This window comes from Biformimicrobium ophioploci (assembly GCF_030270605.1).
GTDB lineage: Bacteria > Pseudomonadota > Gammaproteobacteria > Pseudomonadales > Cellvibrionaceae > Biformimicrobium > Biformimicrobium ophioploci.
In genome coordinates this window covers 73,982-96,613 of the sequence record NZ_BSYJ01000006.1, presented here as the reverse complement: position 1 = coordinate 96,613, position 22,632 = coordinate 73,982, and the positions used below count along the sequence as shown (strand labels likewise).

The window sequence follows — 22,632 nt, the reverse complement described above, 5'->3', positions numbered from 1 at the left end:
TTTAAATTGTGTTTTGGCGCGCTGGCCTATGCGGATGTCAGTTTTCGCACCTGAACGGCAACCGCACTTTGTTGTGCCATACCGGAATACTTTTCCGGCTTGTCGAGGTTATTGATCAGGCGATTGGTATTGGCACCAATTTCACGAACCTTGTCATCCCCGCAGCCATCCGGAGCAGGGCCCCAGCAATGGGCCATGGAAACGACTCCGCGCTTGATATCCGGGCTCCCCTGCGCGACGGCAGGAATCTCTCCACGCTCGGATTTGATTGCCACGATTTCACCATCCTTGATATCGAGGGCATCGAGGTCGTCCGGGTGTATATATGCCGGGTTTGTGGTGCCTTTTTTCGCAAGGAAACTCAACTCCGGGCCAGTCGAGTTGAAAGTATTTTTCATCCTGCGGCTGATCAGGAGGAACTGGTATTCGCCTTTCGCGGCGAAGCTGCTGTCTGCATCCCGGGCAGCGTTTTCCAGTTCTTCTTCGAGGCCTTCCGGGAACAGATCCAGCATGCCTTTACTCGCGGGGTCAGGGGGCAGGATCACGACTTCCGGGACATCAAAGACGTGGCCACCGTCTTTCTCATAAATTTCTTTCAGCGGAACTCTGGAGCCAGCGGTCATCTTTTCCAGAATGCTGTATTTGGAAGGCAGCTTCTCCATATCCAGCGGTTGCCCGCCGACTTCCAGTTGCAGGCCAAGCCGTTTTCCCAGTTCCCAGAAGAGTGCCCATTCTTCGATGACATCGCCTTCGGCCTCGACCACAGTCTTGGCATAGTGGCTGTATGGCTGTTCATACCAGATATCGGTGAGAACGGTAAGGTCGTCACGCTCCAGGCAGAGTTTGGAGCCAATGACATAGTCTGCCAGCTCCGCAGTCGCTGACATCTTGTAGTCGATGCAGACCAGTAGCTCGAGGTTCTTCAGTGCCTTGAAGGCCTTCTCCTGGCCTGGCCATGCGAGCAGTGGGTTGCCACCCACACAGATCAACGCCTTGATCTGACCTTCACCTTCCATAAGGATTTCGTCTGCGCAGATTGCAGTTGGCATTTCCTTGAGAGGGCCGTTGGCCGTCAGTACTGTGACCTCGCCAATATCATCGGATACGCGACTGCGAATGCCTGTGAGCCACTCTGGCTGTGGAGGCACGGCCTGCGCGAGGCGTGGCATTGGGGGGGATAGAACACCCGGGTTGGGAAGTTTTTCTCCCGCGCGATAGTGGCGTCCGCAGATTGCGTTGAGTGTCTGGGTGAGGTGTTGTACCAGGTTCGGGTAGGGGCCCATTTCCGGACCGGTACCGGTAGTGGCGGAACCTCGCGGGCCAGCCGCAAACATGCGGGCTGCAGCAAGAATGTCTTCTTCAGCCAGATCGGTGCGTTCGGCAACATAATCCGGCGTAAACTTTCGGATGCTGTGCTTCAGCGCATCGAGGTTCTCGATATTCTCTGCACAGAATTCCTCGTCATGCAGGTTTTCGTTCAGGATAATGTGGACAAGGCCCGCAAGTAATACAGCATCCTGACCAGGCTTTATCTGCAGGTGTATATCAGAACGCGCTGCAACCTCGCTGCGGCGCGGGTCCACACTGATAATTTTCAGTCCCCGTTTCTTGCCTTCCCGCAGCGCATTGCTGGGGCTGAACGAGGGAATCCCGCCGGGGATGGAAAAGTGGGACACCAGGGTGTTGTTACCAATAATCAGCGCAACATCAGAGTCCCGCCAGGTATGGTTGCCGCCGAGCCAGAAGCCCATCCTCGCCTGGCCGATGCCGACCTTCGCCGGCTGGTCGATGGTAATACTGGTGTAGTACGAGGGAGACTCCAGTGCCGTGTGCCACGCTTTGGCAACCGGGTGGGTAGCAGAATTCTGGAAAGAAACGGTGCCGTTGTAGCTGCCAATACTGCGCGGGCCGTATTTTTCCCGAATTTCCGCGAGCTTTTCCGCTATTTCATCAAGCGCCTGGCTTGTGCTGATTTCCGTGCGGCTGCCATCATCGTTTTTTCTGAGTGATGCCTGAATGCGGCTCGGGTGATACAGCTGCTCGGGCATCTGGCGCCCTTTCAGGCAGGTATAGCCGCCGAAAACCTCATTATCGGTATCTGGCCGAAGGCCAGTGACCTTGTTGTCCTTGACGGAAATTTCCATCGGACAGGTTGCATGGCAGAACCGGCAGTAGGTTTTTATTATTTTTTCTTCCTTAACGTCAGCCATCGCATTTTCTCCAGCATTTCCTGTCAAGCCTGGCCGGTTATCGGCATGTGCTACTTACTTCTATTTCTGCAATTAATACTTATGCCGGCTCTGTGAAAAAATCTCCGCGTGGATTGCCTTCCGGATCGTATACAGGCTCTTCAATAGCAATCTTGAATTTGGAGACCGCTGTATCGAGGATGCCGAAACTTCCCAGTATGCCAAGCATCTGGGCGTAAAAGGGCCCTGCCAGGTGAGCAGACAGGTCTTCAGAGGATTCCCAGTTTTCATAGACATAGATGCGAGTATCCGAGGTGGGGTCCGCTGACCACACGTAGTGGTTGCATCCTTTTTGCGAGCGGGTCTCGGCGATGAGCGCGGTGGCAGCGGCCAGTGCATTGGCGCGATCTTCGGCTTTGATGTCTACGGTTCCGTTGATGAGTACGGTCATGGCAAGCTCCTGGATTGGTGCTGGTCGTCATCTGGTTTAAGTTTCAAGTCAAGTTACCAAACAAATGCGGTCAAAACAATCAGGTCTGACTGATTTTTAGAGTGAGCTGAATTGGCTGGGAAATGGTGTTGGCTAATGTCCGGCGTTTGTACACGCAGGTCATGCTGGGAGAGGAAGAGAATATCTTTTCGAAAAGGGAGCAGGCCCCGCGCAGGGCGGAGCTTGCCTGACAAACTAGTCGAAATTACGGCGTACGGTAACCCCGTAGGTAGACCTTGGGGCGACTACGCCGGCATAACCACCGATGGTGGGAATGTCGATACCCATCAGGAAATACTCCTCGTCCAGCAGGTTTCTGCCCCAGGCGACCACTTCCCAGTCCCGATTGAGGTTGGTGAGGGTAACGCGCAGGTTAACCAGATCGACGGCCTCGTTGAAAAGGCTCTGATCCAGGTCCTGATCGAGGTAGTGCGAATCGATAAAGTTATGCTCGAGGCGGGCGATTGCCATCAGGTCCGATCCCAGTTGCTGTTCGTACTGCGCGTACGAGCTGTAGGTCCATTCGGGCGCGTTGTCCAGGGTTTTACCCGAGAGATCAGTCACACATGGAATGGTGGGGTTAGCCAGGGACCAGAATAGGGAGTCCATGGCGGTGCACTGGCCCTTGTCGAACTCCTTGTACTCTGCCTTGTTGTAGCCGATTGCGCTGCCCAGGGTCAGCTTGTCGCTGGCGGCAAACAAGATATCAATTTCAGAGCCGTAACTTTCCAGGGCGCCGGCATTGGTTACGGTGGTGCTTGCGCCGTCAAACGCCTGTGCCTGGAAGTCTTCGTAGTCTACGAAATAGAAAGTGCCGTTAAATGTCAGTCGATTGTTCAGCAGGCTGGTCTTCCAGCCTAGCTCGTAGCTGGTGGCTTCTTCTTCGTCAAACTCGCCGGCAGCATCATTGCCGCCGTTAATAGCGCCATAGGCGAGGACTGGTACCCGTCGCTGGTCGAAACCGCCGGATTTAAAACCCCTGCTTACGCTGGCATAAGTCATTACATCATCATTCACGAAGTAGCGAATATTGAGTGATGGTGAAATGTTGCTATCGGCACGCTTCTGGTCAAAGTCGACGTCTGCGCCTGCAATTGGTGCGAGGTCAAAGGGCAGGAACTGGAACGGCGGCAGGGATTCCGGCGGCAGGCCTGGCATCGGAGTTCGCAGGGTGCGTTGCGAGCCCTTACGCGTTTTTTGTTCCTGTGTGACCCGCATACCAAATGTCGCGCTTAATTGATCACTGATATTCCAGACTGCCTGGCCAAAGATAGCCAGGGCACTGGTTGTATATTTGTTAACGTCAATATTTTCCGAGCGGCTGCCGAGAATCGCAGATAGTGGCGGCAGGCCAGTCTGCAAAGGGGGGGAGTTGAGCAGGATCGTTTCGTTCATGCCCAGGCTGCCTGTGGTTTCAAAGTCGGAATAGTAACCGTACAGACCTACTTGATAGTCCACCAGGTTGTCGCCCAGAGAGGCCACTCGAAGTTCTGATGAAAACTGGTTCAGGTCTACATCGGTGGTTGCTGGCGATGCGGCATCATAGGCTGTGAAATCACCGTCATAGCTACTTTTGGAAGAGTAGGTTCTCGCGGCGTTAATGAGGGTCACGCTGTGGGAATTCGGAGCTTCGAAGCTCCAGTCGACGGACAAGCCTCCCACTTCTACTTCATTGCTCAATTCGTCATTGAGCCAGTAGTCATCACCAAATGCGTCCGCTTGCGGCGGTGAACCAATAGTGCCCGGAGCGGTTTCCAGGGCTGTATACGGCAGGCCTGGCAACATCGCAGAAGGAATGTGGGTCATGGGTGTGCCGATCATGATCGGCGAAATGCCGTTGTAATCAATTACGGCCAGTGCGCAACAGTCGGTATCTTCCTTTGAATAATCTGCATTGATCAGCAGTTCACTGTCTTCAAGGTCGAACAGAAAGCGCGTTTTAAGGCCCCACTTATTTGCGTTGTTGAGCTCGTCACCATTAAAGGCATTTTCGTACAGGTGGTCGCCCTTGATGACGAATGCGCTCGCGCGCATGGCATTGCCGGCGTCACCTAGCGGTACATTCACCATGGACCTCAGTTCCTTGCGATTATTGTTTGCAAGTACCAGATCCGCTTCGGCCTCGTAGTTCGATGAGGGCTTGGAGGTGATCACATTAATGGCGCCGGCCGCAGTGTTTTTGCCGTACAGGGTTCCTTGTGGACCCCGGAGCACCTCAATGCGTTCTATATCCACCAGGTCGCTGATGTTCATCCCGGCGCGCCCCTGGTATACGCCATCGATAAAGACACCGACGCTGGGGTCAATACCCGCATTGGAACCGGCAGAACCGATGCCGCGTATGCGAATAGAGGTGGTTCTGGTATCCGGGCCAGACTGGATCTTCAGGCTCGGCGTATATTGCTCCAGTGCGTAAAAATCAGTTTGGCCGGAATCTTTAAAGAAATTTTTGTCGAAGGCGCTAACAGACATCGGGACTTCCTGGATGTCCTGTTCACGTTTGTTTGCGGTCACTATTATGTGTTCGATACTGGGTTCCGAGCCGGACTGGCTTTCCTGGGCGAACGCAGGCATCGCTACACCTGCAATCAGGGTTAAGCTTATAGGCGCTATGCATTTCTTCATCATGTTCCCTTCGACCTTTTTATGGTTATTGTCTTTCTTTCGGGTAGGTACCCGGAAATCCGTTTGCTCTCTATACAGTGCCAGAATGTGGCTATCATCGCCAGACAACGATATCAGAGGGTCAGCCTTATAACAAACAGGTTTGACTGTTTTTTGTGTCTGGACTTGATGCTTGCTGCTCGGGGCGGCCGGGCCTGTTAGCCGGGCAGATTCCGCGATGACGCATATCTGATATACGCAGGCCTGTTTGCTCGCCAGAATCACCAATTGTCAATGTGTAACGCTCCTTCCAGGGATTTACGCGGGGCAGGCTTGAACTCGGTGCCCTTTGTGTACGCGATAGGGGTCAGGGCGACCTGGCTGAAATCATCCGGAATTCCCAGAATTCTGGCGATTTCTCGCTCAAATGAAAGGTGCAGGGTTGTCCAGCAGGTACCAATACCGCGCTCCCTGGCCGCCAGCATAAAGCTCCAGACAGCAGGTAGCGTAGATCCGTAGGTCCCGGCCACCAGGTGATGGGGCGTATCGTGCTGGTCAAGCCTTCCGGCAAAACACGGGATAAGAAGGGCGGGCGCCCTGGCCAGGTTGGTCGCCAGGTACCGGGCGGAATCCAACACTTTTACCTGTGTCGACTGCATTTCAGGTGAGTCTGTATGCAGCTGCGTTGGCTGGTAGGGGCCGGCTTCATATTCTGCGAATGACTGTTGATACAGCTCCGCGATCTGCTGTTTTTTTGTGGAATTGGTCACTACGACGAAGTGCCAGCCCTGGGCATTGGAACCGGATGGCGCTTGAAGGGCTATTTCCAGGCACTCCTTAATAATTTCCATTTCAACCGGCCGCTCGAAGTCGAGTCGCTTGCGTACCGCGCGTGTTGTGGTCAGTACCTGATCTGCGCTTAAGTTCAGTTTTGGCATTCTTTAGTCTCCAGATTGGCGATCGCAATTACCGAAGAACGGTACTTATACCAGAAAACAATCAGGGTTGACTGATTTTTTTAGTAGAATTATATTGCCCTGAAGTCTGATGATGGCTGAGAGATGTGCACATCTGTACCAGTTTGGTTCTGGCTTTAGTCATGGTGCACCGCCCGTATGTGACTGAGCGCTTTTAGTTTCGGGCGTTGCGTACCCGCATATACCACTCTCCACCTGTCAGACGCTTGCTGCGAGCAGCGCGGTGCCCGCTGGGCAATGTTGCTTCGTTTGCGTATTGCACGATTTCACGAAGGGCCTTTCGCATATGAACGAATTAATCAATCGGCAGTATTACCTGGCTTCCCGACCGGTTGCAGCGCCGACTCCTGAGGAAGTTCCTTTCCGGGATGTGCCTTTGCAGGATCCGGCTGCAGGCGAGGCAGTTATACGCAACATGTTTATTTCTCTGGATCCCGCAATTCGGGGGTGGATGAGCGAGGTCAACAATTATATTGAGCCTATTGCTCTCGGCGATCCCATTCGCAGTTCGGTCATCGGCAGGGTAGTCAAATCCAATAGCGAGCTCGTCGCAGAGGGTGATGTCGTTATTTCTGTAGGTGGCTGGGAGCGTTTTACCACTGGGCCGGCCGCAGGGATGACAAAGCTAGACGAAAACTCGGGTATTCCGCTGAGTAATTTTTTGAGTGTGCTGGGGCCAACCGGTTTGACTGCGTACTTTGGTCTGCTGGAAGTTGGTAAGCCGAAGAAGGGCGAAACAGTATTGGTTAGCGCGGCTGCTGGTGCGGTGGGTTCTGTGGTCGGCCAGATCGCTAAAATGCAGGGTTGCCATGTGGTGGGCATGGCGGGCACCGATGAAAAGTGCCGATGGATTACCGAGGAGCTGGGCTTCGATGCTGCGATCAACTACAAGACCTGCGGGGATTATGTGCAAGCGATCAGGGAGGCCTGTCCGTCCGGTGTTGATGTGTATTTCGACAATGTAGGCGGAGAAATCCTGGATGCTGCATTGATGTGTCTGAATAGATTTGCCCGCGTGGCCGTATGTGGCTGGATTTCCACCTATAACGACGCCGATGCGCCAGGCCCGAAGAATCTCTGGCAGCTGGTCGCGGAAAGTGTGACGATTCAGGGTTTTGTTGTGCTGGACTATATAGATCGCTTTCCTGAAGGTGTCGCACAGCTGGCCGAGTGGGTGATAGCCGGTAAGCTGAAGTTCAAGGAGGAGATTGTCGATGACCTGGATAACGTATTGTCGACTTTCCTTCGACTTTTTGACGGTTCTAACCAGGGTAAACTGATTATTCGGAATCCTGAGTAATAGTTCCCCTGCAGATTTGCAGGTACGACCTGCCCCCCCCCCGGGGAGCTAATGCAGGAGTGAATGCCGTGGACCAGTTGATCGAGGTGGAGATTGACCGCTATGTCGCGATCGTCACGTTAAACCGGCCTGAGGTGATGAATGCCCTGAATGCACAGATGCGTACCCGACTGGCAGAGGTATTGCTGGAGCTGAACCTTAACGTTCGTGTGAGTGCGGTAGTTTTGACGGGAAACGGGCGGGCTTTTTGCGCTGGTCTGGATTTGGTTGAGTTGCGAGAAAGTGCTGAGGATCTTGCCCGGGAGGGTGTGATTGGTGCTAATTTATTGAAGGCGCTCGATGACATGCGCTGCCCGGTAATCGCAGCGGTCAATGGTTATGCGATCACCGGTGGGCTGGAGCTGGCTTTGCGCTGCGATGTCATTGTTGCGTCCAGTGACGCCGTTTTTGCTGATACGCATGCTCGGGTTGGTATATTGCCTGCGTGGGGTGTATCGCAAATTCTGCCGCGTGTTATTGGGCCTTTTCGTGCTAAGGAATTGAGCTTGTCCGGTAGTAAAATCGACGCGCAACTGGCGTATGAATGGGGGCTGGTAAACCGTATCTTTGAGCCAGACAGGTTGCTTGCTGCTGCAATTGGCATCGCCAGTGACATGGCAACCTGCAATCGCAAGGCTCAGCATGCAATCAAGGGTCTGATTGATACCGGCCTGCGTCTGCCGCTGGAGGAGGGGTTGTCTCTCGAGCAGGAGGCTAGCGTAAACGCTTACAGGGTGGCTTCTTCTCAGGTCAATTCTGACTAAAGTTATCTCGCCCTCTAGATACTATCTGTCCTTCCTTCCATTAATTTATCGGGACTACTTGTCCGGATAGGTCGGGGGCACCGTTGTAGATCAATTCATACTTGCGCGTCTGGTAAAGCCATTTGCCATTTTCTTTGATGTAGCTGTCCTGATATCGACTGAGAATAGTGATGGCATCGCCCTCTTTGCTCCGTGTGTACTCGTGCAGATACCAGTGGCCGGTGGCGCTGTTGCCATTTACTTCGAAGTGGCAGCTGCTGGGCATCAGCAATGCAAATTCAAAGTTAGACATCATCCGTTGCCATAGATTGAGGATGTTGTCCTGTCCGGTGACAATTAGTCCCATCAGGTCCCAGGAGGCGTTGTCGGCCCAGCAGTTTATCCAGCTGGCGCCGTCATTTCGGTTGACCGCGTCAGTGTAGCGGGCCATCAGGTTGCGCAACGCGATCTCGTCTTCAAGGCTGTTTTGCTCTAGCAATGTTTCCATGCTGCTCTCCCTGTCTATTTTGTATGCGTTTCCGTATTCGCCGCTGACTGCAATATTGGCGCTCAATCACACTATATCCCCGACTCTGACGGAAATAAACAATCGGTACTGTTTTCTTTTTGTTGGAGCTGTTAGTATGAATTGAACCCTGGGCCTCATCTCGTAGTTTGGTCGGTGGCCTCCATAAAAAACAACAAGTTACGAGGAGGAATGCATGGACTTAAGTGCTTTTCCCTATCTGCAGGGCAACTATGCCCCCGTTTCTGAAGAGAGCGATTTCGGTCCGGATGAGCTTCGGGTCGAAGGGGTAATTCCGGAAAACCTGCGCGGCGCCTTTATGCGCGATGGCCCCAACGTCGCATTCCAGCCCAATCACTATGTTTATCCCCTCGATGGCGATGGGATGATCCACGCGGTTTACCTGAAAGATGGACAGGCGACCTACAAAAATCGCTGGGTTGAAACCAGCCATCTCAAGACCGAACGAAAGTTCAACCGTACCCTTTATGGCAGCGTGGGTAAATTACTTGATGTGCCGCGGGAAGTCATCGAGGCCGGCGGAGAGCCAAACCCGGTCAAGAATACTGCCAATACCAATGTGCTCTATCATGGTGGCAAGTTGCTGGCCATGTGGGAAGGTGGTTTTCCACACCTGCTGAACAATGACCTTTCGACTGTTGGGCTCTATGACTATGACGGTGCGCTAAAAGCCGGCGATGCGCTGACAGCCCACCCGAAAATTTGCCCGGACTCGGGCGACCTGGTTAGTTGTACCCAGCGCTGGGACAGTGCGAACTACTACGTCCAGATCTTCGATAAGCACGCGCGACACAAGAAAACCATACCTGTGCAGTTTGATCGCAAAGGCATTATTCACGATCTTCAAATCACCCAGAACTATGTAGTGATCTTTTACGCTCCGGCCTTCCACGATGTGACCAAGGCCATGCGCGGGGAGGATCCGTTCTCCTGGGAGCCTGAAAAGGGCACGAAAATCCTGGCCATCCCAAGAGATGGGTCCGGCAATATTATCACCTTCGAAACCGACGCTTTCTTCAGCTGGCACTTCTGTAATGGCTTCGAGCGCGACGGCCAGATTGTTATTGATTACGTCTGGATAAACTCCATGCCCTTCACTCAGGCGCAGGGCACCGGTGTTGAAAAGCAGCCACGTCGCATGTATCGGATGACGCTGGACAAGGCGACAAAAACTGTCACCAACGAGCAGTTTTCCGATGTCTTCTGTGAATTCTCACGCGTGGATGAGCGGCTCATGGGCAAGCAGTATCGTTACGGTTTTGCTGCGTCGAGCAATCGAGATTGGGGTGATGCGCACGGTTACAACTGTACTGGCCGCTACGATTTCAATACCGGCGAAACAAAGCTTTGCGACTACGGCCCTGAAGCCAATGCCGGCGAGCCGGTATATGTGCCGAATCCGGATAGCGAGCGGGAAGAGGATGGCTGGGTTATGTGCTTCGTCTTCAACCCCGGGGAAGGTCAGTATCTGTCGATTGTGTCCGCCGGCGACTTTGACAAGGGGCCGGTTGCAAAAATTTATGTGCCGACACGCATTCCCAATGGCTTTCATGCGAACTGGATGCAGGGACTCACGCTCTGAATTCAATTCTCCCCAGATTTCTGGGTTCCAAAAAAGATTAATGACAATGAACGAGGCGGAAAATGTCTACAGCTACAAAGCAGCGCCCTGAAGCCAAGAAGAAGGCTCCGGTTCTCGATAGGGACCAATTCCTAAAGGCCTATAGAAGCATGCGCACAATTCGCAGTTTCGAAGACAAGATCAGTGAAGAATTTATGAAGGGTAATATCCCGGGCTTTCTTCACTTGTATTCCGGCCAGGAGGCGGCCGGCGTTGGGATCTGTGAATTGCTTAACGATGATGACTATGTCGTTAGTACGCACCGTGGTCATGGACACTGCATCGCCAAGGGCGGTGATGTGATCGGCATGATGAAGGAAATCATGGGCAAGCAGGGCGGCATTTGCGATGGCAAGGGCGGCTCCATGCATATCGCGGATTTCGATAAGGGCATGCTCGGTGCGAACGCGATTGTTGGTGGCGGGCCACCGTTGATCGTTGGTGCTGCACTTTCCGCCAAGACGCTGGGTACCACGCAGGTCGGTGTTGCATTCGGCGGGGATGGATCTTCGAATCAGGGTACAACCTTTGAAGCGATGAACCTTGCCGTCGTATTGAAACTGCCCGCGATATTCTTTTTCGAAAACAACGGCTATGGAGAGGGTACTCACGCGAGCTATGCAGTGGGTTCCAGGGATATTGCCGGCCGGGCCGCGGCATTTGGCATGCCCGCATTCAAGGTTGATGGAACTGATATTTTCGCTGTGACCGAAGTTTGTAAGAAGGCCGTGCAGCACTGCCGTGATGGCAAGGGGCCAGTCACCATCGAAGCCAGCGTGCCGCGCTTCAAGGGGCACTTTGAGGGCGACCCGCAAGCGTATCGTGGCGAGAACGAAATCGAAACATTGATGAAGGAGCAGGATTGTCTGGTGATTGCTCGCAAGGCGGCGATCAAGCAGAAACTGGCAACGGCCGCCGAACTCGACAAGATTGACGAGGAAGTGGCGGAGCTTATGGGACGGGCCACGGAGGCCGGTCTGGCCGCACCTGTCCCGGAAATCTCTGAACTGATGGATAACGTCTACAGCTCTGAATACTGATTGAGCCGGCGCAGGCCGTGAGCTCTTGGTAAAACGAGATTGGAAACAATAAGAATTGGAGTTGGAAGAATGCCAGTAAAAACATACAGAGAAGCAATTAACGAAGCACTTCATCAAGCCATGGCGGATGACGCCAGCGTAATCGTGCTGGGCGAGGAAGTTTCCGGTGGCGCCGGTTGTGAAGGTTCGCGCGATGCATATGGTGGCGTGATGGGTATCACCAAGGGGCTGTTGCCAGCATTTGGTGAGGAGCGCGTGATCGATACGCCAATTACTGAGTCCGCGATTATCGGCGCCGCAGCGGGCGCAGCGCAGACTGGCCTACGCCCCGTGGCCGAATTGATGTTTATGGATTTCTTCGGAGTGTGCTTCGACCAGATCTACAATCAGGCTGCCAAATTTCATTATATGTTTGGTGGCAAATCCCAGTGTCCGATGGTGGTTCGTTGTACTACCGGTGCGGGCTGGAGTGCGGGTGCGCAGCACTCACAGAACCTGACCCAGATGGTTACCATGGTGCCGGGCCTGAAAGTTGTCTGCCCGACCAACGCCTATGATGCGAAGGGGCTAATGCTGCAGGCAATCAAGGATAATGACTGTGTCATTTTTGTCGAAGACAAAATGCTGTACGACACCAGTTGTGAAGTGCCGGACGAGATGTACACGATCCCATTCGGCGAGGCAAACTTCTATCGCGAAGGCAGTGATCTCACTATTGTTGCCATCTCCAACCCGATGCACAAAGTGCTGGCGGTCGTTGACCGGTTGGCGGAAGAGGGTATCACCTGCGATGTGATCGACCCTCGCACAACCTCGCCGCTGGATGAAGAAGCAATCCTGGAGAGCGTAGAAACCACTGGCAAGTTGTTACTGGTCGATGAAATGACCCCGCGCTGCGGTATTGCCGCGGATATCTCCAGTATCGTCGCCGAGAAAGCATTTTCATCCTTACGCGCGCCGATCAGAAAAGTTACCGCCGCCCACTCGCCGGTTCCGTTTGCACCAAACCTGGAGCAGGCCTGGATGCCCGGTGACGCCGATATCGAAGCTGCCATCCGTGAATTAGTGGAGTACGTCTAATGAGCAAACTGCACGCATTGACCGTACCCAAGTGGGGCATGTCGATGGAGGAAGGCGAGCTGATCGAGTGGCGTGTCGACGTCGGCGATCAGATATCCATTGGCGACGAATTCGTCGATATAGAAACCTCCAAGATCGTTAATACTGCTGAAAGTAGTTGTGATGGCACTTTGGTTCGCATCGTGGCGCAACCGGGTGAAATACACCGGGTCGCGATGTTGCTCGGTGTCGTAGCCCAGGGGGATGTCACCGAGGCAGAGATCGATGCCTTTGTCGAAAATTTCGAGCCGGATGCCGCCGCCCTGAACAAGCCATTGGTATCCGAGGGCGACGATAGCGCTGAGCGTCAGGTTTCGTACGGTGCGCCAGCACAGGCCGCGGAGGCCGCCAGTACCGAGACCCCCGCCGTTGCCGATAAGGCTCCGACTGCTTCTGCTGCAGCATCCCTTGCAGATGGACCGGATGACTCCGGGGTGAAAGCTTCTGTCGTTGCGCGTCGCATAGCAAAAGCACATAACATCAACCTGAACAATGTGCCGGCCACTGGTCGCAACGGCCGGGTCTCCAAGCAGGACGTGGAGAAGGCCGCGGGTGTTAGCGTACAGCCTGCCCGGAAGGCAAAGCAGGCAATGGCGGAGCAACCGGCGCAACGCACGACTATTGATGACTCGCGCATTGCCGCTACTCCTGTAGCGCGCAGACTTGCGAAAAAGCTGAATATCAACCTGCACGATGTGACGCCGACCGGCCGTCGCAATCGAGTAACCAAGGAAGATATCGAGCAGGCCGCCAGGGCCCTGAGTGGGCTGTCTGATTACAGTGAGGTTGCGCTCAGCGGCATGCGCAAGACCATTGCAGCGCGCTTGTCAGAATCCAAGCAGACCATACCGCACTACCGAGTAAGCGTTGATATTGAGATCGATAGCCTGTTGGCGCAACGGAAGTATATGAATGCCGAGCTCGGCCATAGCCTCTCCGTGAACGACTTCATTATCAAGGCTTGCGCAGGCGCCTTGCAGCGTGTCCCGGCGGTGAACGTACAGTATACAGGCGACGCTATTCGTCAGTTCGAGCAGGCGGACATCTCTATGGCTGTTGCGATTGATGGCGGTCTGATTACTCCGGTGATTCGCAATGCCGGCAACAAGAGCCTGTCGCAGATTTCTTCGGAAGCCAAAGACCTCGCGAAAAGAGCCCAGACCGGCAAATTGACCGTGGATGAGTTCCAGGGTGGTTCTTTCACCATCTCCAACCTGGGTATGTACGGGGTCGACCAGTTCGACGCCATCATAAACTCCCCCCAGGCGGCGATCCTGGCAGTGGGTGCTGGTAAGGAAAAGCCTGTGGTACGCGACGGCGAGATCACCGCAGCGACGGTGATGCGAGTGTCGATGTCCAGTGATCACAGGGCAATTGATGGCGCGGTAGCGGCTCAGTTCCTACAGGCACTGAAGGGATTCCTGGAAAATCCTGCGTCCATGCTGTTGTAGGGGAGTAACCTGTGGCTACTAGTGAAATAACAACCCGCAAATTTGATATCGCAGTGGTTGGCGCGGGTCCCGGCGGCTATGTTGCCGCGATCCGTGCGGCCCAGCTCGGCATGAGCGTTGCCATCATTGAAAAACAGCACATGGGCGGCGTCTGCCTGAACTGGGGCTGTATTCCCACCAAAAGCCTGCTGAAGAGCGCCGAGGTCTACCAGTCCATGCTTCATGCCGAAGAGTATGGATTAAGCACCAAGGATGCCGGGTTTGATATCAAAAAAATCGTGCAGCGCAGCCGCGATATTGCGGCGCGATTGAGCCGCGGCATCGATTTTCTAATGAAGAAAAACGACATCACTGTGATCAGCGGGTTCGGCCGCCTGGCGGCGCCGGGCGAGCTGGAGGTTAGCGTCGACGAAGAGCTGACAGGTCGCGTATCTGCCACACACATCATCTTCGCAACAGGCGCGCGCCCGCGATCCCTTCCAGGAATGGAAGCAGATGGCGAAGTGATCTGGTCAGCAAAAGAGGCGATGGTGCCGGAAAGCCTGCCGGGCTCTCTGCTTGTGGTGGGCTCCGGTGCAATCGGCATGGAATTCGCGAGCTTTTACCGCACTTTCGGTACCGAAGTTACCGTGCTGGAAATGATGGATCGCATTCTGCCTCAGGAAGACGCCGATGTTTCCGCGGCCGCACAGCGTGCCTTTAAAAAGCGCGGCATTAAGTTCTTTACAGATAGCAAGCTGGAAACACTGGAAGTGAAGGGATCCAGCGCTGAGGCAATGTGGGCAGACCGGAACGGCAACTCACAGGGTGGAACCTTTGATCGCGTGATTATGGCGGTAGGGGTGGTCGCCAATACCGAAGGTCTGGGTCTGGCAGAACAAGGCGTAAAGATGGAACGAGGCCAGGTTGTTGTCGATAAATGGTCAGAGACTTCCGTCAAGGGAGTCTATGCGATTGGTGATATGACAGCGCCACCATGGCTTGCCCACAAAGCCAGCCATGAAGCAGTGATTTGCGTTGAAAAGATTGCGGGTCTGGAGAATCTCGAGCCACTGGACCCGCTGTCCGTTCCCGCTTGTACCTATAGTTCCCCGCAAATCGCCAGTGTTGGCCTGACAGAGCAGCAGGCGAAAGAGCAGGGCATCAATGTACGTGTTGGGCGGTTCGATCTGAACGCCCTTGGCAAGGCACAGGCAATGGGAGAAGCAGAAGGGTTTGTCAAAACCATCTTTGATGAAGATAGCGGTGAGCTTCTCGGTGCTCATATGTTGGGCGCCGAGGTGACCGAGCTGATTCAGGGGTATGTCATTGCGCAGAAGCTTGAGGCAACAGAAGCAGAATTGGCGCATACCGTTTTTGCGCATCCGACAATGTCGGAAGCCATGCATGAATCTGTACTGGACGCATATGACCAGGCCATTCATTCCTAGATAGGTGTTACATGAGTAAAAAGATACCAATTGCCGAAGGGCTGTTTACCTGGCCTTCTGATAATCCCGCGTTACTGGGTAGCCGCTGTCAGGAATGCGGAATTGCCGAGTTTCCTCGCAAATTGAGCTGCCCGGCTTGCGGCAGTGAGAATGTTGTATCCGAAGAATTGCCCCGGCGTGGCAAGCTGTGGACCTGGACCATCCAGGGGTTTATGCCAAAGAAACCCTACCTCTCTGATGAAACGCCGGAGACATTTCGTCCCTTTGGTGTTGGCTATGTCGAATTGCCGGGGGCAGTTTGTGTCGAAAGCCGGCTGCTGGAAAATACCGCGGAAGACCTGAAGATCGGTATGGAAATGGAGTTGGTGGTTGGTACTTACCGACACGACGAAGAGGGCAACGAAATCGTTGGGTTCGCATTCAAGGCAGCGAATTGAGCGGATTCTATCCCGTGTTACAGCGTTATTGAACCGAGCGCGCGGGGTGCCGGTGTACGGGTGACCAGCCCGATAATCAGCGGTAAATAGAGTATGGAGAGATAAATGGACGTAGCAATTGTTGGTATTGGTATCCACCCGTTCGGGCGTACGCCCGGGCGAAGCGGCCTGCAACAGGGTGCCTACGCCGCGCGACAGGCGCTTAAAGATGCCGGTGTTGAGTGGAAGGACATGCAATTTGGCTTTGGCGGCAGCGCGAGCGCCGGCAGTGCAGATGCCCTGGTGAACGAGCTGGGCCTCACCGGTTTGCCGTTCATTAATGTTGCCAACGGTTGTGCAACCGGGGGCAGCTCTCTGATATCGGCTTACAACGCGATCAAGTCCGGTGAGTACGATATCGGCATGGTCGTCGGCTTTGATAAGCATGAACGCGGAGCCTTCAACGCGGATCCGAAGCAAATGGGCATCGGAGAGTGGTATGGCGAAAAGGGACTGATGATTACCACGCAGTTTTTTGCGATGAAGATCCAGCGCTACATGGATATGTATGGCATCAGCCGGGATACGCTGGCGAAAGTCGCCCAGAAAGCGTTTATGAACGGCTCCATGAATCCAAATGCCTGGCGTCGGGATGAGATTCCTCTCGATGAAATTGCGAATTCTTTTATGGTAAGCGATCCGCTCACCAAATATATGTTCTGTGCACCCGGCGAAGGAGGTATTGCGCTGGTTGTCTGTCGTGCTGACAAGGCGAAGCAATATACCGACAAGCCTATCTATCTGAAGGCGGCGGCATTCCGCTCACGTCGCTTTGGTTCTTTCGAAGTCTTTGCGCCGTCTCAGGCGCTGCAGCAGGTCGACGGTCCTACGGTTGATGCGGCTAGTGCCGCTTTTGAAATGGCCGGCGTTGGCCCGAAGGATATTGATGTCATGCAGCTGCAGGATACCGAGTCCGGCGCAGAAGTTATGCATATGGCCGAAAATGGATTCTGCGAGCACGGTGAGCAGGAAGCCCTAATTCAGGCTGGTGAAACCCGAATTGGGGGCAAGATGCCTGTCAACACGGATGGCGGCTGCCTGGCGAGTGGTGAGCCAATCGGTGCGACAGGCCTGCGGCAGGTTTATGAAACATGCCTGCAGCTACGTGGTAACGCAGAGGCGCGACAGGTACCCAATGACCCACGGCTTGGCTATACCCACGTGTATGGCGCACCGGGGATCAGCGCAGTAACGATTTTGCAACGCTAGATTGACAATAAAAAGAGGCATTCCCATGACAGACCAAGTGGAGCTCAGCCCAGAGGATATTATCGCCCGTAGCCCTTCGGAATCCTTTCAGGACTTGCTTAAGCGGGAAACGGTGGATGTTCCGGAGGCATTGCTGGAAAGTACTGATTCCTATCTGGGATCGGAGGACCTTTCTGCAGAACGCTATACATCCAGGGAATTTTTCGACCTTGAGGTTGAAAAAGTCTGGCGTAAGACATGGCAAGTGGCGTGTCGTGAAAACCGGCTGCGCAAGGCCGGTGACTACTTCGTTTACGATATTGTTAATGATTCCATTCTGCTGACACGTACAGAATCCGGCGAGCTCAAGGGTTTCCATAATTCGTGTCTGCACCGGGGGCGCGTACTGAAGAAGGGAGCGGGGAATAGCGACAAGCTGCGTTGTCCCTACCATGGCTGGTCTTGGGATCTGGATGGCGAATTTATGGGGGCTCCCTGCCAGTGGGATTTCCCCCATGTGAAAAAGGAAAATGCCAAGCTTCCTGAAGTACAGGTGGCGACCTGGGGCGGCTGGGTATTTATCAATATGGATGAGGATGCGCCCTCACTCGAAGAGTATATGGAGGTGTTACCCGAGCATATGAACCAGTGGAAACATGAACAGCGTTTCGTCGCGTTGCATGTGGAAAAGGTCATTGCCTGTAACTGGAAAGTCGCTTTTGAAGCGTTCATTGAATCGTACCATGCATTGGCAACGCACCCGCAGCTGATGCCTTTCCAGGGTATCGATAACTCCCAGTACGATGTCTGGGGAGATCATGTAAGTCGCACCATCAGTGCCTACGGCGTCGCAAATCCTTCACACGCGGATCAGTTTACTGAGCAGCAGTCACTTGACGCGATGATGGAGTTAATCGGTGTAGAGGACCGACCACAGCTTGCTCCCGGCCAGACCGCCCGTGAGATGTACGCCGCCATGAATCTGCCCGTCGCCAATGAACAGGCCGGTGAGGACTTCAGTGGCCGTGCCACCATGTCCGAATTGATGGATTCAACGCTCTACTCATTGTTCCCCAACTTCGCACCCTGGGCCGGTCACGGGACAGTGATTACCTATCGCCACCGCCCGAACGGCGATGATGTTGACAGCTGTATTATGGAAATTTTCCTGTTGACCCGTTTCCCTGAAGGCGCGGAGTCTCCGGAAGATGCGCCGACCTTCCGTCTTGGTATAGACCAGCCGTTTAGCGAGGCGGCCGGGGTGATGGGCGCGGGCTTTGCCAACGTCTTCAATCAGGACGGTGCAAACCTGCCGCAAGTACAGAAGGGTCTGAAGGCTTCCAAGAAGGGTGCAGTGACTCTTGGCAACTACCAGGAAGTGCGTATCAGGCATTTCCACCAAACCCTGGATAAGTACCTTTCTGCGGAGTAATTGCTATGTCACAGGAAAATATGATGAACAACGTTCTGAAGCCCTTCTCCCTTGAGGGCAAAGTAGCGCTTGTGACCGGGGCATCCAGCGGTTTCGGCCTGCACTTTGCCCATGTATTGGCGCAGGCTGGCGCAAAAGTCGTACTGGCGGCCCGGCGTACTGAAAAATTACTTGCCGCCTGTGATGACATCATCACCAATGGCGGCCAGGCACATGCGGTAACCATGGATGTAACGGATAGCGGTAGTATCCGAGCGGCATTTGATGAAGCCGAAGCGTATTTTGGGCCGATCAATGTAGTGATCAATAACGCGGGCATCACGATCCCGAAACTGCTGTTGGATCTGTCGGATGACGATTGGGACAACGTGATAGATACCAACCTCAATGGTGTCGCGTATGTTACCCGCGAGGCCGGGGCACGGATGGTAAAAGCAGGTATCCAGGGCAGTATTGTCAATATCTCTTCTATCACCGCGGAAAGGCTGCAAAAGTGCTTGACCAGTTACTCCGCAGCCAAGGCGGCTGTGGTGCAGTTCACAAAAGCTGCGGCTCTTGAATTTGCCAGACACAACATCCGGGTAAACGCTCTGTGTCCCGGCTATTTCAATACGCCCCTGAATAGCGAGTGGTTCAAGACGGAAGATGGCCAGGCGCTGATTAAAAGGGTACCTACACGCCGAATCGGCGAACTGCATGAGCTAAACGGGCCCCTGTTGCTGCTGGCCTCTGACGCCGGTTCATTGATGACCGGTTCAGCCGTCACCGTCGATGGCGGTCATGTGTTGTCTGAACTGTGAAGGTTGGTCGTCCCGTAGTTTCACACCAAAGCTGCGGGGTAGCTTCACAAACCAATTCTCCATTGAGGCAAGCTTTTCATGATTAATCCAATTACCGAACAGCGTATCCAGAGAGATTCAGGTCTCTGGGCCAATATGACTATTGCAGATGGCGCCTGGAAGAAAGCCGAATCCAGGCCGGACGAAGTCGCTATTTACCTGGAAACCGAACCAGCCATCACTTATGGATCGATTGCCGAGCAGGCACGGCGCCTCATTACCGGTTTGCAAAAACTGGGTATGGAAGAGGGCGATGTCATTAGTTTCCAGCTGCCTAACTGGCGCGAAGCGGTAGTGCTGGATATTGCTGCATCTGCGATGGGCTTGATCGTGAATCCGGTCATTCCGATCTATCGCGATCGGGAACTTCGTTTCATCCTCAAGGATGCACGCACTAAACTTATCTATATTCCGGAGAAAATCCGTAGCCTGGAGTTTCCCTCCATGCTGGCAAGCTTGAAGTTCGATTTGCCGGATCTGCAGCACATAGTTACCGTGCGAGCAGAGGATGACTATGAGGGGATGCTGCGCTTTGAGGATCTGCTGGATAATGAGCCCGCTGACCTGAACCGCCTGCCGGAGATTGATCCGAATTCCGTTAAGACCATTCTTTATACGTCGGGTACCACGGGGAACCCCAAGGCTGTATTGCACAGCCATAACACCCTTAGTCGCGTGATCCAGAACTCTCTCGATCACTGGGAGATGGATGGAAAAGACATCATGCTGATGCCGTCGCCCGTCACCCATATCACCGGCTACGGCTCGGGTATGGTTTTGCCATTTATTACGCCGGTCAAGTCAGCTTTGATGGCGCGCTGGGATGCCGACGCAGCGGTTGCGTTTATCCAGGAAACCGGTGCTACTGCGAGCGTGGGAGCAACGCCTTTCCTAGTGGAACTTCTTGCCGCTGCCAAACGCAATAACACTCGCCTTCCGACCATGCGCCTGTTCGCCTGCGGTGGTGCAGCGGTACCGCCACAGCTAATCCACCAGTGCTACGAAGAGTTGGAGAATTGTCGAGCATTTCGTGTTTACGGCAGTACGGAAGCGCCGGTCATTACACAGGGCTTTGTACACGATGGCGAGCAGGAACTTGCTGCAGAAACAGATGGGAAGATATACGGCTACGACGTAAAAATTGTTGACGACCATGGCAAAGCGCTCCCGATCGGCAGCGAGGGCGAGATCGTCGCCCGGGGTGCCGGAATGATGCTGGGCTATGCAGATGCGGAACAGAACGCAGCCGCGCACGATACGGAAGGATATTTCTACACCGGTGACATCGGCGTGAGAACAAAGGACGACGCAATCCTGATCACCGACCGGAAGAAAGACATCATTATTCGCGGCGGCGAAAATCTGAGTGCCAAGGAAATCGAGGATGTGTTGCATGACCACCCGCAGATAAAGGAAGCGGCAGTTGTGGCCATGCCGCACCAGAGACTGGGGGAGGGAGTTTGTGCTTACATCATTCCGTCATCCGATAATCATGGTCTGGATCTGGCAGAAGTTGCGATGTTTGCGGACCGGGCATCCCTGGCCAGGCAAAAAATACCTGAGCACATTGAGCTCGTCACAGACCTTCCTCGTACTGCCAGTGGTAAGGTCAAGAAAGATATTTTGCGAAAGCAAATCGCGGAAAAGCTGGAAGCGGAAACCGTCTAATCATAACAGGTGCATACTATGGAAACTTTAACCAATAAAACGGCGGTAGTCCTGGGCGCTTCTGGGTCCAGTAACTTCGGTTCGGTTATTGCAAGGCGGCTGGCAAAAGAGGGCGCAAATGTTGTAGTAGCGGCGCGCCGCAGAGAACCTCTGGAGGCTTTGGCAGAGGAAATCGGTGGACTTGCCGTTGCTTGCGATGTAACCGAAGAGGCAGAGATCGCGGGGCTATTTGAGGCCGCCAGTGCAAAATATGGAAATGTCGATATTGCGGTTAATTCTGCAGGCATCCTGTCTGGTGATCCCATATCTGAGCTGTCTGCAGAAAAGATACGTCCGACCCTTGAGATCAGCTTTATCGGGGCGCTCCTCTACTTCAAGCACGCTGCAGCCGCAATGCAGAATGGCGGTTCAGTAATAACGATATCTTCACTTACCGCGCGTATCCCGGGTCCGCAGTTGGCAGTTTATGCCGGCGCTCGCGCGGGAATCGACTATTCGATAAAAGTCGCCGCACTTGAGTACGCAGAAAAGAAGATCCGATTTAACTCAATTGCAGCCGGCCTGATACAGACCGACATGACAGATGGATTTTTCGCGCTTGATGCGATTATTGATGCGCATCTGAATGATACGCCAGCTGGTCGAATGGGCACTGTCAACGATATGGCAGAAGCGGCATTGTTTCTTGCTGATGAATCCCGTTCCGGTTTTATCAACGGGCAGGTCCTGGATTTGTCCGGCGGGCAGCAAATGGGACATCTGCCGAGATTCTGACCGGGTTTATTGAAATTTTGCGAGTTTACTGATCGCTGGAAAAAGTAGAATAGGAAATAGAGATGACTACTGAAACACAAGGCTATGAAGATGTAACGGTTTATGGGCTCTCTGAGGAAAGAGAGAAGGAGTTGCTCAGCAAGCAGATCGAATGTAACTTCATCTGGACCAATAAGGACGGCCATGGTCTGGGCGTTATCATGAATTTCGTTGCGAGGAATGGTTCACTGTGGGTTACTGCCACCAGCCAGCGCCCGCGTGTAAAGGCTCTGCGTCGCGACCCGCGCGCCTCTATCGTTATTTCAAGCATGGGTACGGATATGGGGCCTGGCAAGACCATTACTTATAAGGGGCGTGTCAAGATCCATGACGATCAGGCAACCAAAGACTGGTTCTACCCGGAAATGGCAAAGATCATCTCGCCATACCCGGCACCAACCGTCGAGGCAGCTATTGCGCACCTGGATACACCGCTTCGCGTGATTATCGAACTGATTCCTGAGAAGACGATTCGGTTCGACGGAGACAGCCTGTCCAAGACATCCTATGATGGCAAGGTGCCGGGGCACGAAAAGTAAACCGCACCGGTAAAATCCAGTTCCATCTTGCGATGCCAGCCCCTGTTCCAGGGGCTGGTGTTAAAAAAAACCTTTCAGAATACCGCCGCCCAGACACAAAAAAGCGGCTTTCCCCCGAGAGAAAAAG

19 protein-coding genes are annotated in these 22,632 nt (G+C 53.9%); 14 read left to right on the top strand and 5 right to left on the bottom strand.

The window, feature by feature from the left end:
* Positions 1–26: 26 nt before the first annotated feature.
* The 4 genes from QSJ80_RS13585 to QSJ80_RS13570 all read right to left on the bottom strand — a co-directional run bounded on the left by QSJ80_RS13585 (position 27) and on the right by QSJ80_RS13570 (position 6,221).
* A complete protein-coding gene (locus QSJ80_RS13585) occupies positions 27–2,210 on the bottom strand; it encodes a molybdopterin-containing oxidoreductase family protein (RefSeq protein ID WP_285765015.1) in 2,184 nt (727 codons plus the stop codon).
* A gap of 79 nt (positions 2,211–2,289) precedes the next feature.
* Entirely contained in the window at positions 2,290–2,640 is a 351-nt protein-coding gene (locus QSJ80_RS13580; RefSeq protein WP_285765014.1) for a putative quinol monooxygenase, read from the bottom strand.
* Positions 2,641–2,874: 234 nt separating this feature from the next.
* Positions 2,875–5,253: a TonB-dependent receptor gene (locus QSJ80_RS13575; RefSeq protein ID WP_285765013.1), complete on the bottom strand. Its 2,379-nt coding sequence runs from the start codon at positions 5,251–5,253 to the stop codon at positions 2,875–2,877.
* A 311-nt stretch (positions 5,254–5,564) separates the two neighbouring features.
* Positions 5,565–6,221, bottom strand: coding sequence for a nitroreductase family protein (locus tag QSJ80_RS13570; RefSeq protein ID WP_285765012.1), 657 nt, complete (start codon positions 6,219–6,221; stop codon positions 5,565–5,567).
* 325 nt (positions 6,222–6,546) lie between these two features.
* Between QSJ80_RS13570 and QSJ80_RS13565 the strand changes: the two genes are divergently transcribed.
* Positions 6,547–7,560, top strand: coding sequence for an NADP-dependent oxidoreductase (locus tag QSJ80_RS13565; protein WP_285765011.1), 1,014 nt, complete (start codon positions 6,547–6,549; stop codon positions 7,558–7,560).
* A gap of 68 nt (positions 7,561–7,628) precedes the next feature.
* Positions 7,629–8,363, top strand: a complete 735-nt coding sequence (locus QSJ80_RS13560) for an enoyl-CoA hydratase (protein ID WP_285765010.1) — start codon at positions 7,629–7,631, stop codon at positions 8,361–8,363.
* 40 nt (positions 8,364–8,403) lie between these two features.
* On the opposite strand, the gene QSJ80_RS13555 is transcribed toward QSJ80_RS13560, so the two are convergent.
* Entirely contained in the window at positions 8,404–8,850 is a 447-nt protein-coding gene (locus QSJ80_RS13555) for a nuclear transport factor 2 family protein (protein WP_285765009.1), read from the bottom strand.
* Between the two features lie 214 nt (positions 8,851–9,064).
* Here QSJ80_RS13555 and QSJ80_RS13550 point away from each other — a divergent pair, with 214 nt between their 5' ends.
* The 12 genes from QSJ80_RS13550 to QSJ80_RS13495 all read left to right on the top strand — a co-directional run bounded on the left by QSJ80_RS13550 (position 9,065) and on the right by QSJ80_RS13495 (position 22,505).
* Positions 9,065–10,471, top strand: coding sequence for a carotenoid oxygenase family protein (locus tag QSJ80_RS13550; protein WP_285765008.1), 1,407 nt, complete (start codon positions 9,065–9,067; stop codon positions 10,469–10,471).
* Positions 10,472–10,533: 62 nt separating this feature from the next.
* Positions 10,534–11,550, top strand: coding sequence for a thiamine pyrophosphate-dependent dehydrogenase E1 component subunit alpha (locus tag QSJ80_RS13545; protein ID WP_285765007.1), 1,017 nt, complete (start codon positions 10,534–10,536; stop codon positions 11,548–11,550).
* Between the two features lie 69 nt (positions 11,551–11,619).
* The gene (locus tag QSJ80_RS13540; RefSeq protein ID WP_285765006.1) at positions 11,620–12,630 is read left to right on the top strand and encodes an alpha-ketoacid dehydrogenase subunit beta; all 1,011 of its coding nucleotides are present in this window, start codon (positions 11,620–11,622) and stop codon (positions 12,628–12,630) included.
* Positions 12,630–14,120, top strand: coding sequence for a dihydrolipoamide acetyltransferase family protein (locus QSJ80_RS13535; protein ID WP_285765005.1), 1,491 nt, complete (start codon positions 12,630–12,632; stop codon positions 14,118–14,120). Before QSJ80_RS13540 ends, QSJ80_RS13535 begins: the two co-directional genes overlap by 1 nt.
* A gap of 11 nt (positions 14,121–14,131) precedes the next feature.
* On the top strand, positions 14,132–15,550 hold the full coding sequence (gene lpdA, locus QSJ80_RS13530) for a dihydrolipoyl dehydrogenase (protein ID WP_285765004.1): 1,419 nt from the start codon (positions 14,132–14,134) through the stop codon (positions 15,548–15,550).
* An 11-nt stretch (positions 15,551–15,561) separates the two neighbouring features.
* A complete protein-coding gene (locus tag QSJ80_RS13525) occupies positions 15,562–15,987 on the top strand; it encodes a Zn-ribbon domain-containing OB-fold protein (RefSeq protein WP_285765003.1) in 426 nt (141 codons plus the stop codon).
* Between the two features lie 105 nt (positions 15,988–16,092).
* Positions 16,093–17,235 carry a thiolase family protein gene (locus tag QSJ80_RS13520; protein WP_285765002.1) on the top strand — a complete coding sequence of 381 codons (1,143 nt, stop codon included), beginning with the start codon at positions 16,093–16,095 and terminating at the stop codon, positions 17,233–17,235.
* A 25-nt stretch (positions 17,236–17,260) separates the two neighbouring features.
* A complete protein-coding gene (locus QSJ80_RS13515) occupies positions 17,261–18,646 on the top strand; it encodes an aromatic ring-hydroxylating oxygenase subunit alpha (RefSeq protein ID WP_285765001.1) in 1,386 nt (461 codons plus the stop codon).
* 5 nt (positions 18,647–18,651) lie between these two features.
* A complete protein-coding gene (locus QSJ80_RS13510; RefSeq protein ID WP_285765000.1) occupies positions 18,652–19,446 on the top strand; it encodes an SDR family NAD(P)-dependent oxidoreductase in 795 nt (264 codons plus the stop codon).
* A gap of 78 nt (positions 19,447–19,524) precedes the next feature.
* Complete coding sequence (locus QSJ80_RS13505; protein WP_285764999.1) at positions 19,525–21,153, top strand: AMP-binding protein; 1,629 nt, start codon at positions 19,525–19,527, stop codon at positions 21,151–21,153.
* 18 nt (positions 21,154–21,171) lie between these two features.
* The gene (locus QSJ80_RS13500) at positions 21,172–21,927 is read left to right on the top strand and encodes an SDR family NAD(P)-dependent oxidoreductase (protein ID WP_285764998.1); all 756 of its coding nucleotides are present in this window, start codon (positions 21,172–21,174) and stop codon (positions 21,925–21,927) included.
* A 62-nt stretch (positions 21,928–21,989) separates the two neighbouring features.
* On the top strand, positions 21,990–22,505 hold the full coding sequence (locus QSJ80_RS13495; RefSeq protein ID WP_285764997.1) for a pyridoxamine 5'-phosphate oxidase family protein: 516 nt from the start codon (positions 21,990–21,992) through the stop codon (positions 22,503–22,505).
* Positions 22,506–22,632: the final 127 nt, after the last annotated feature.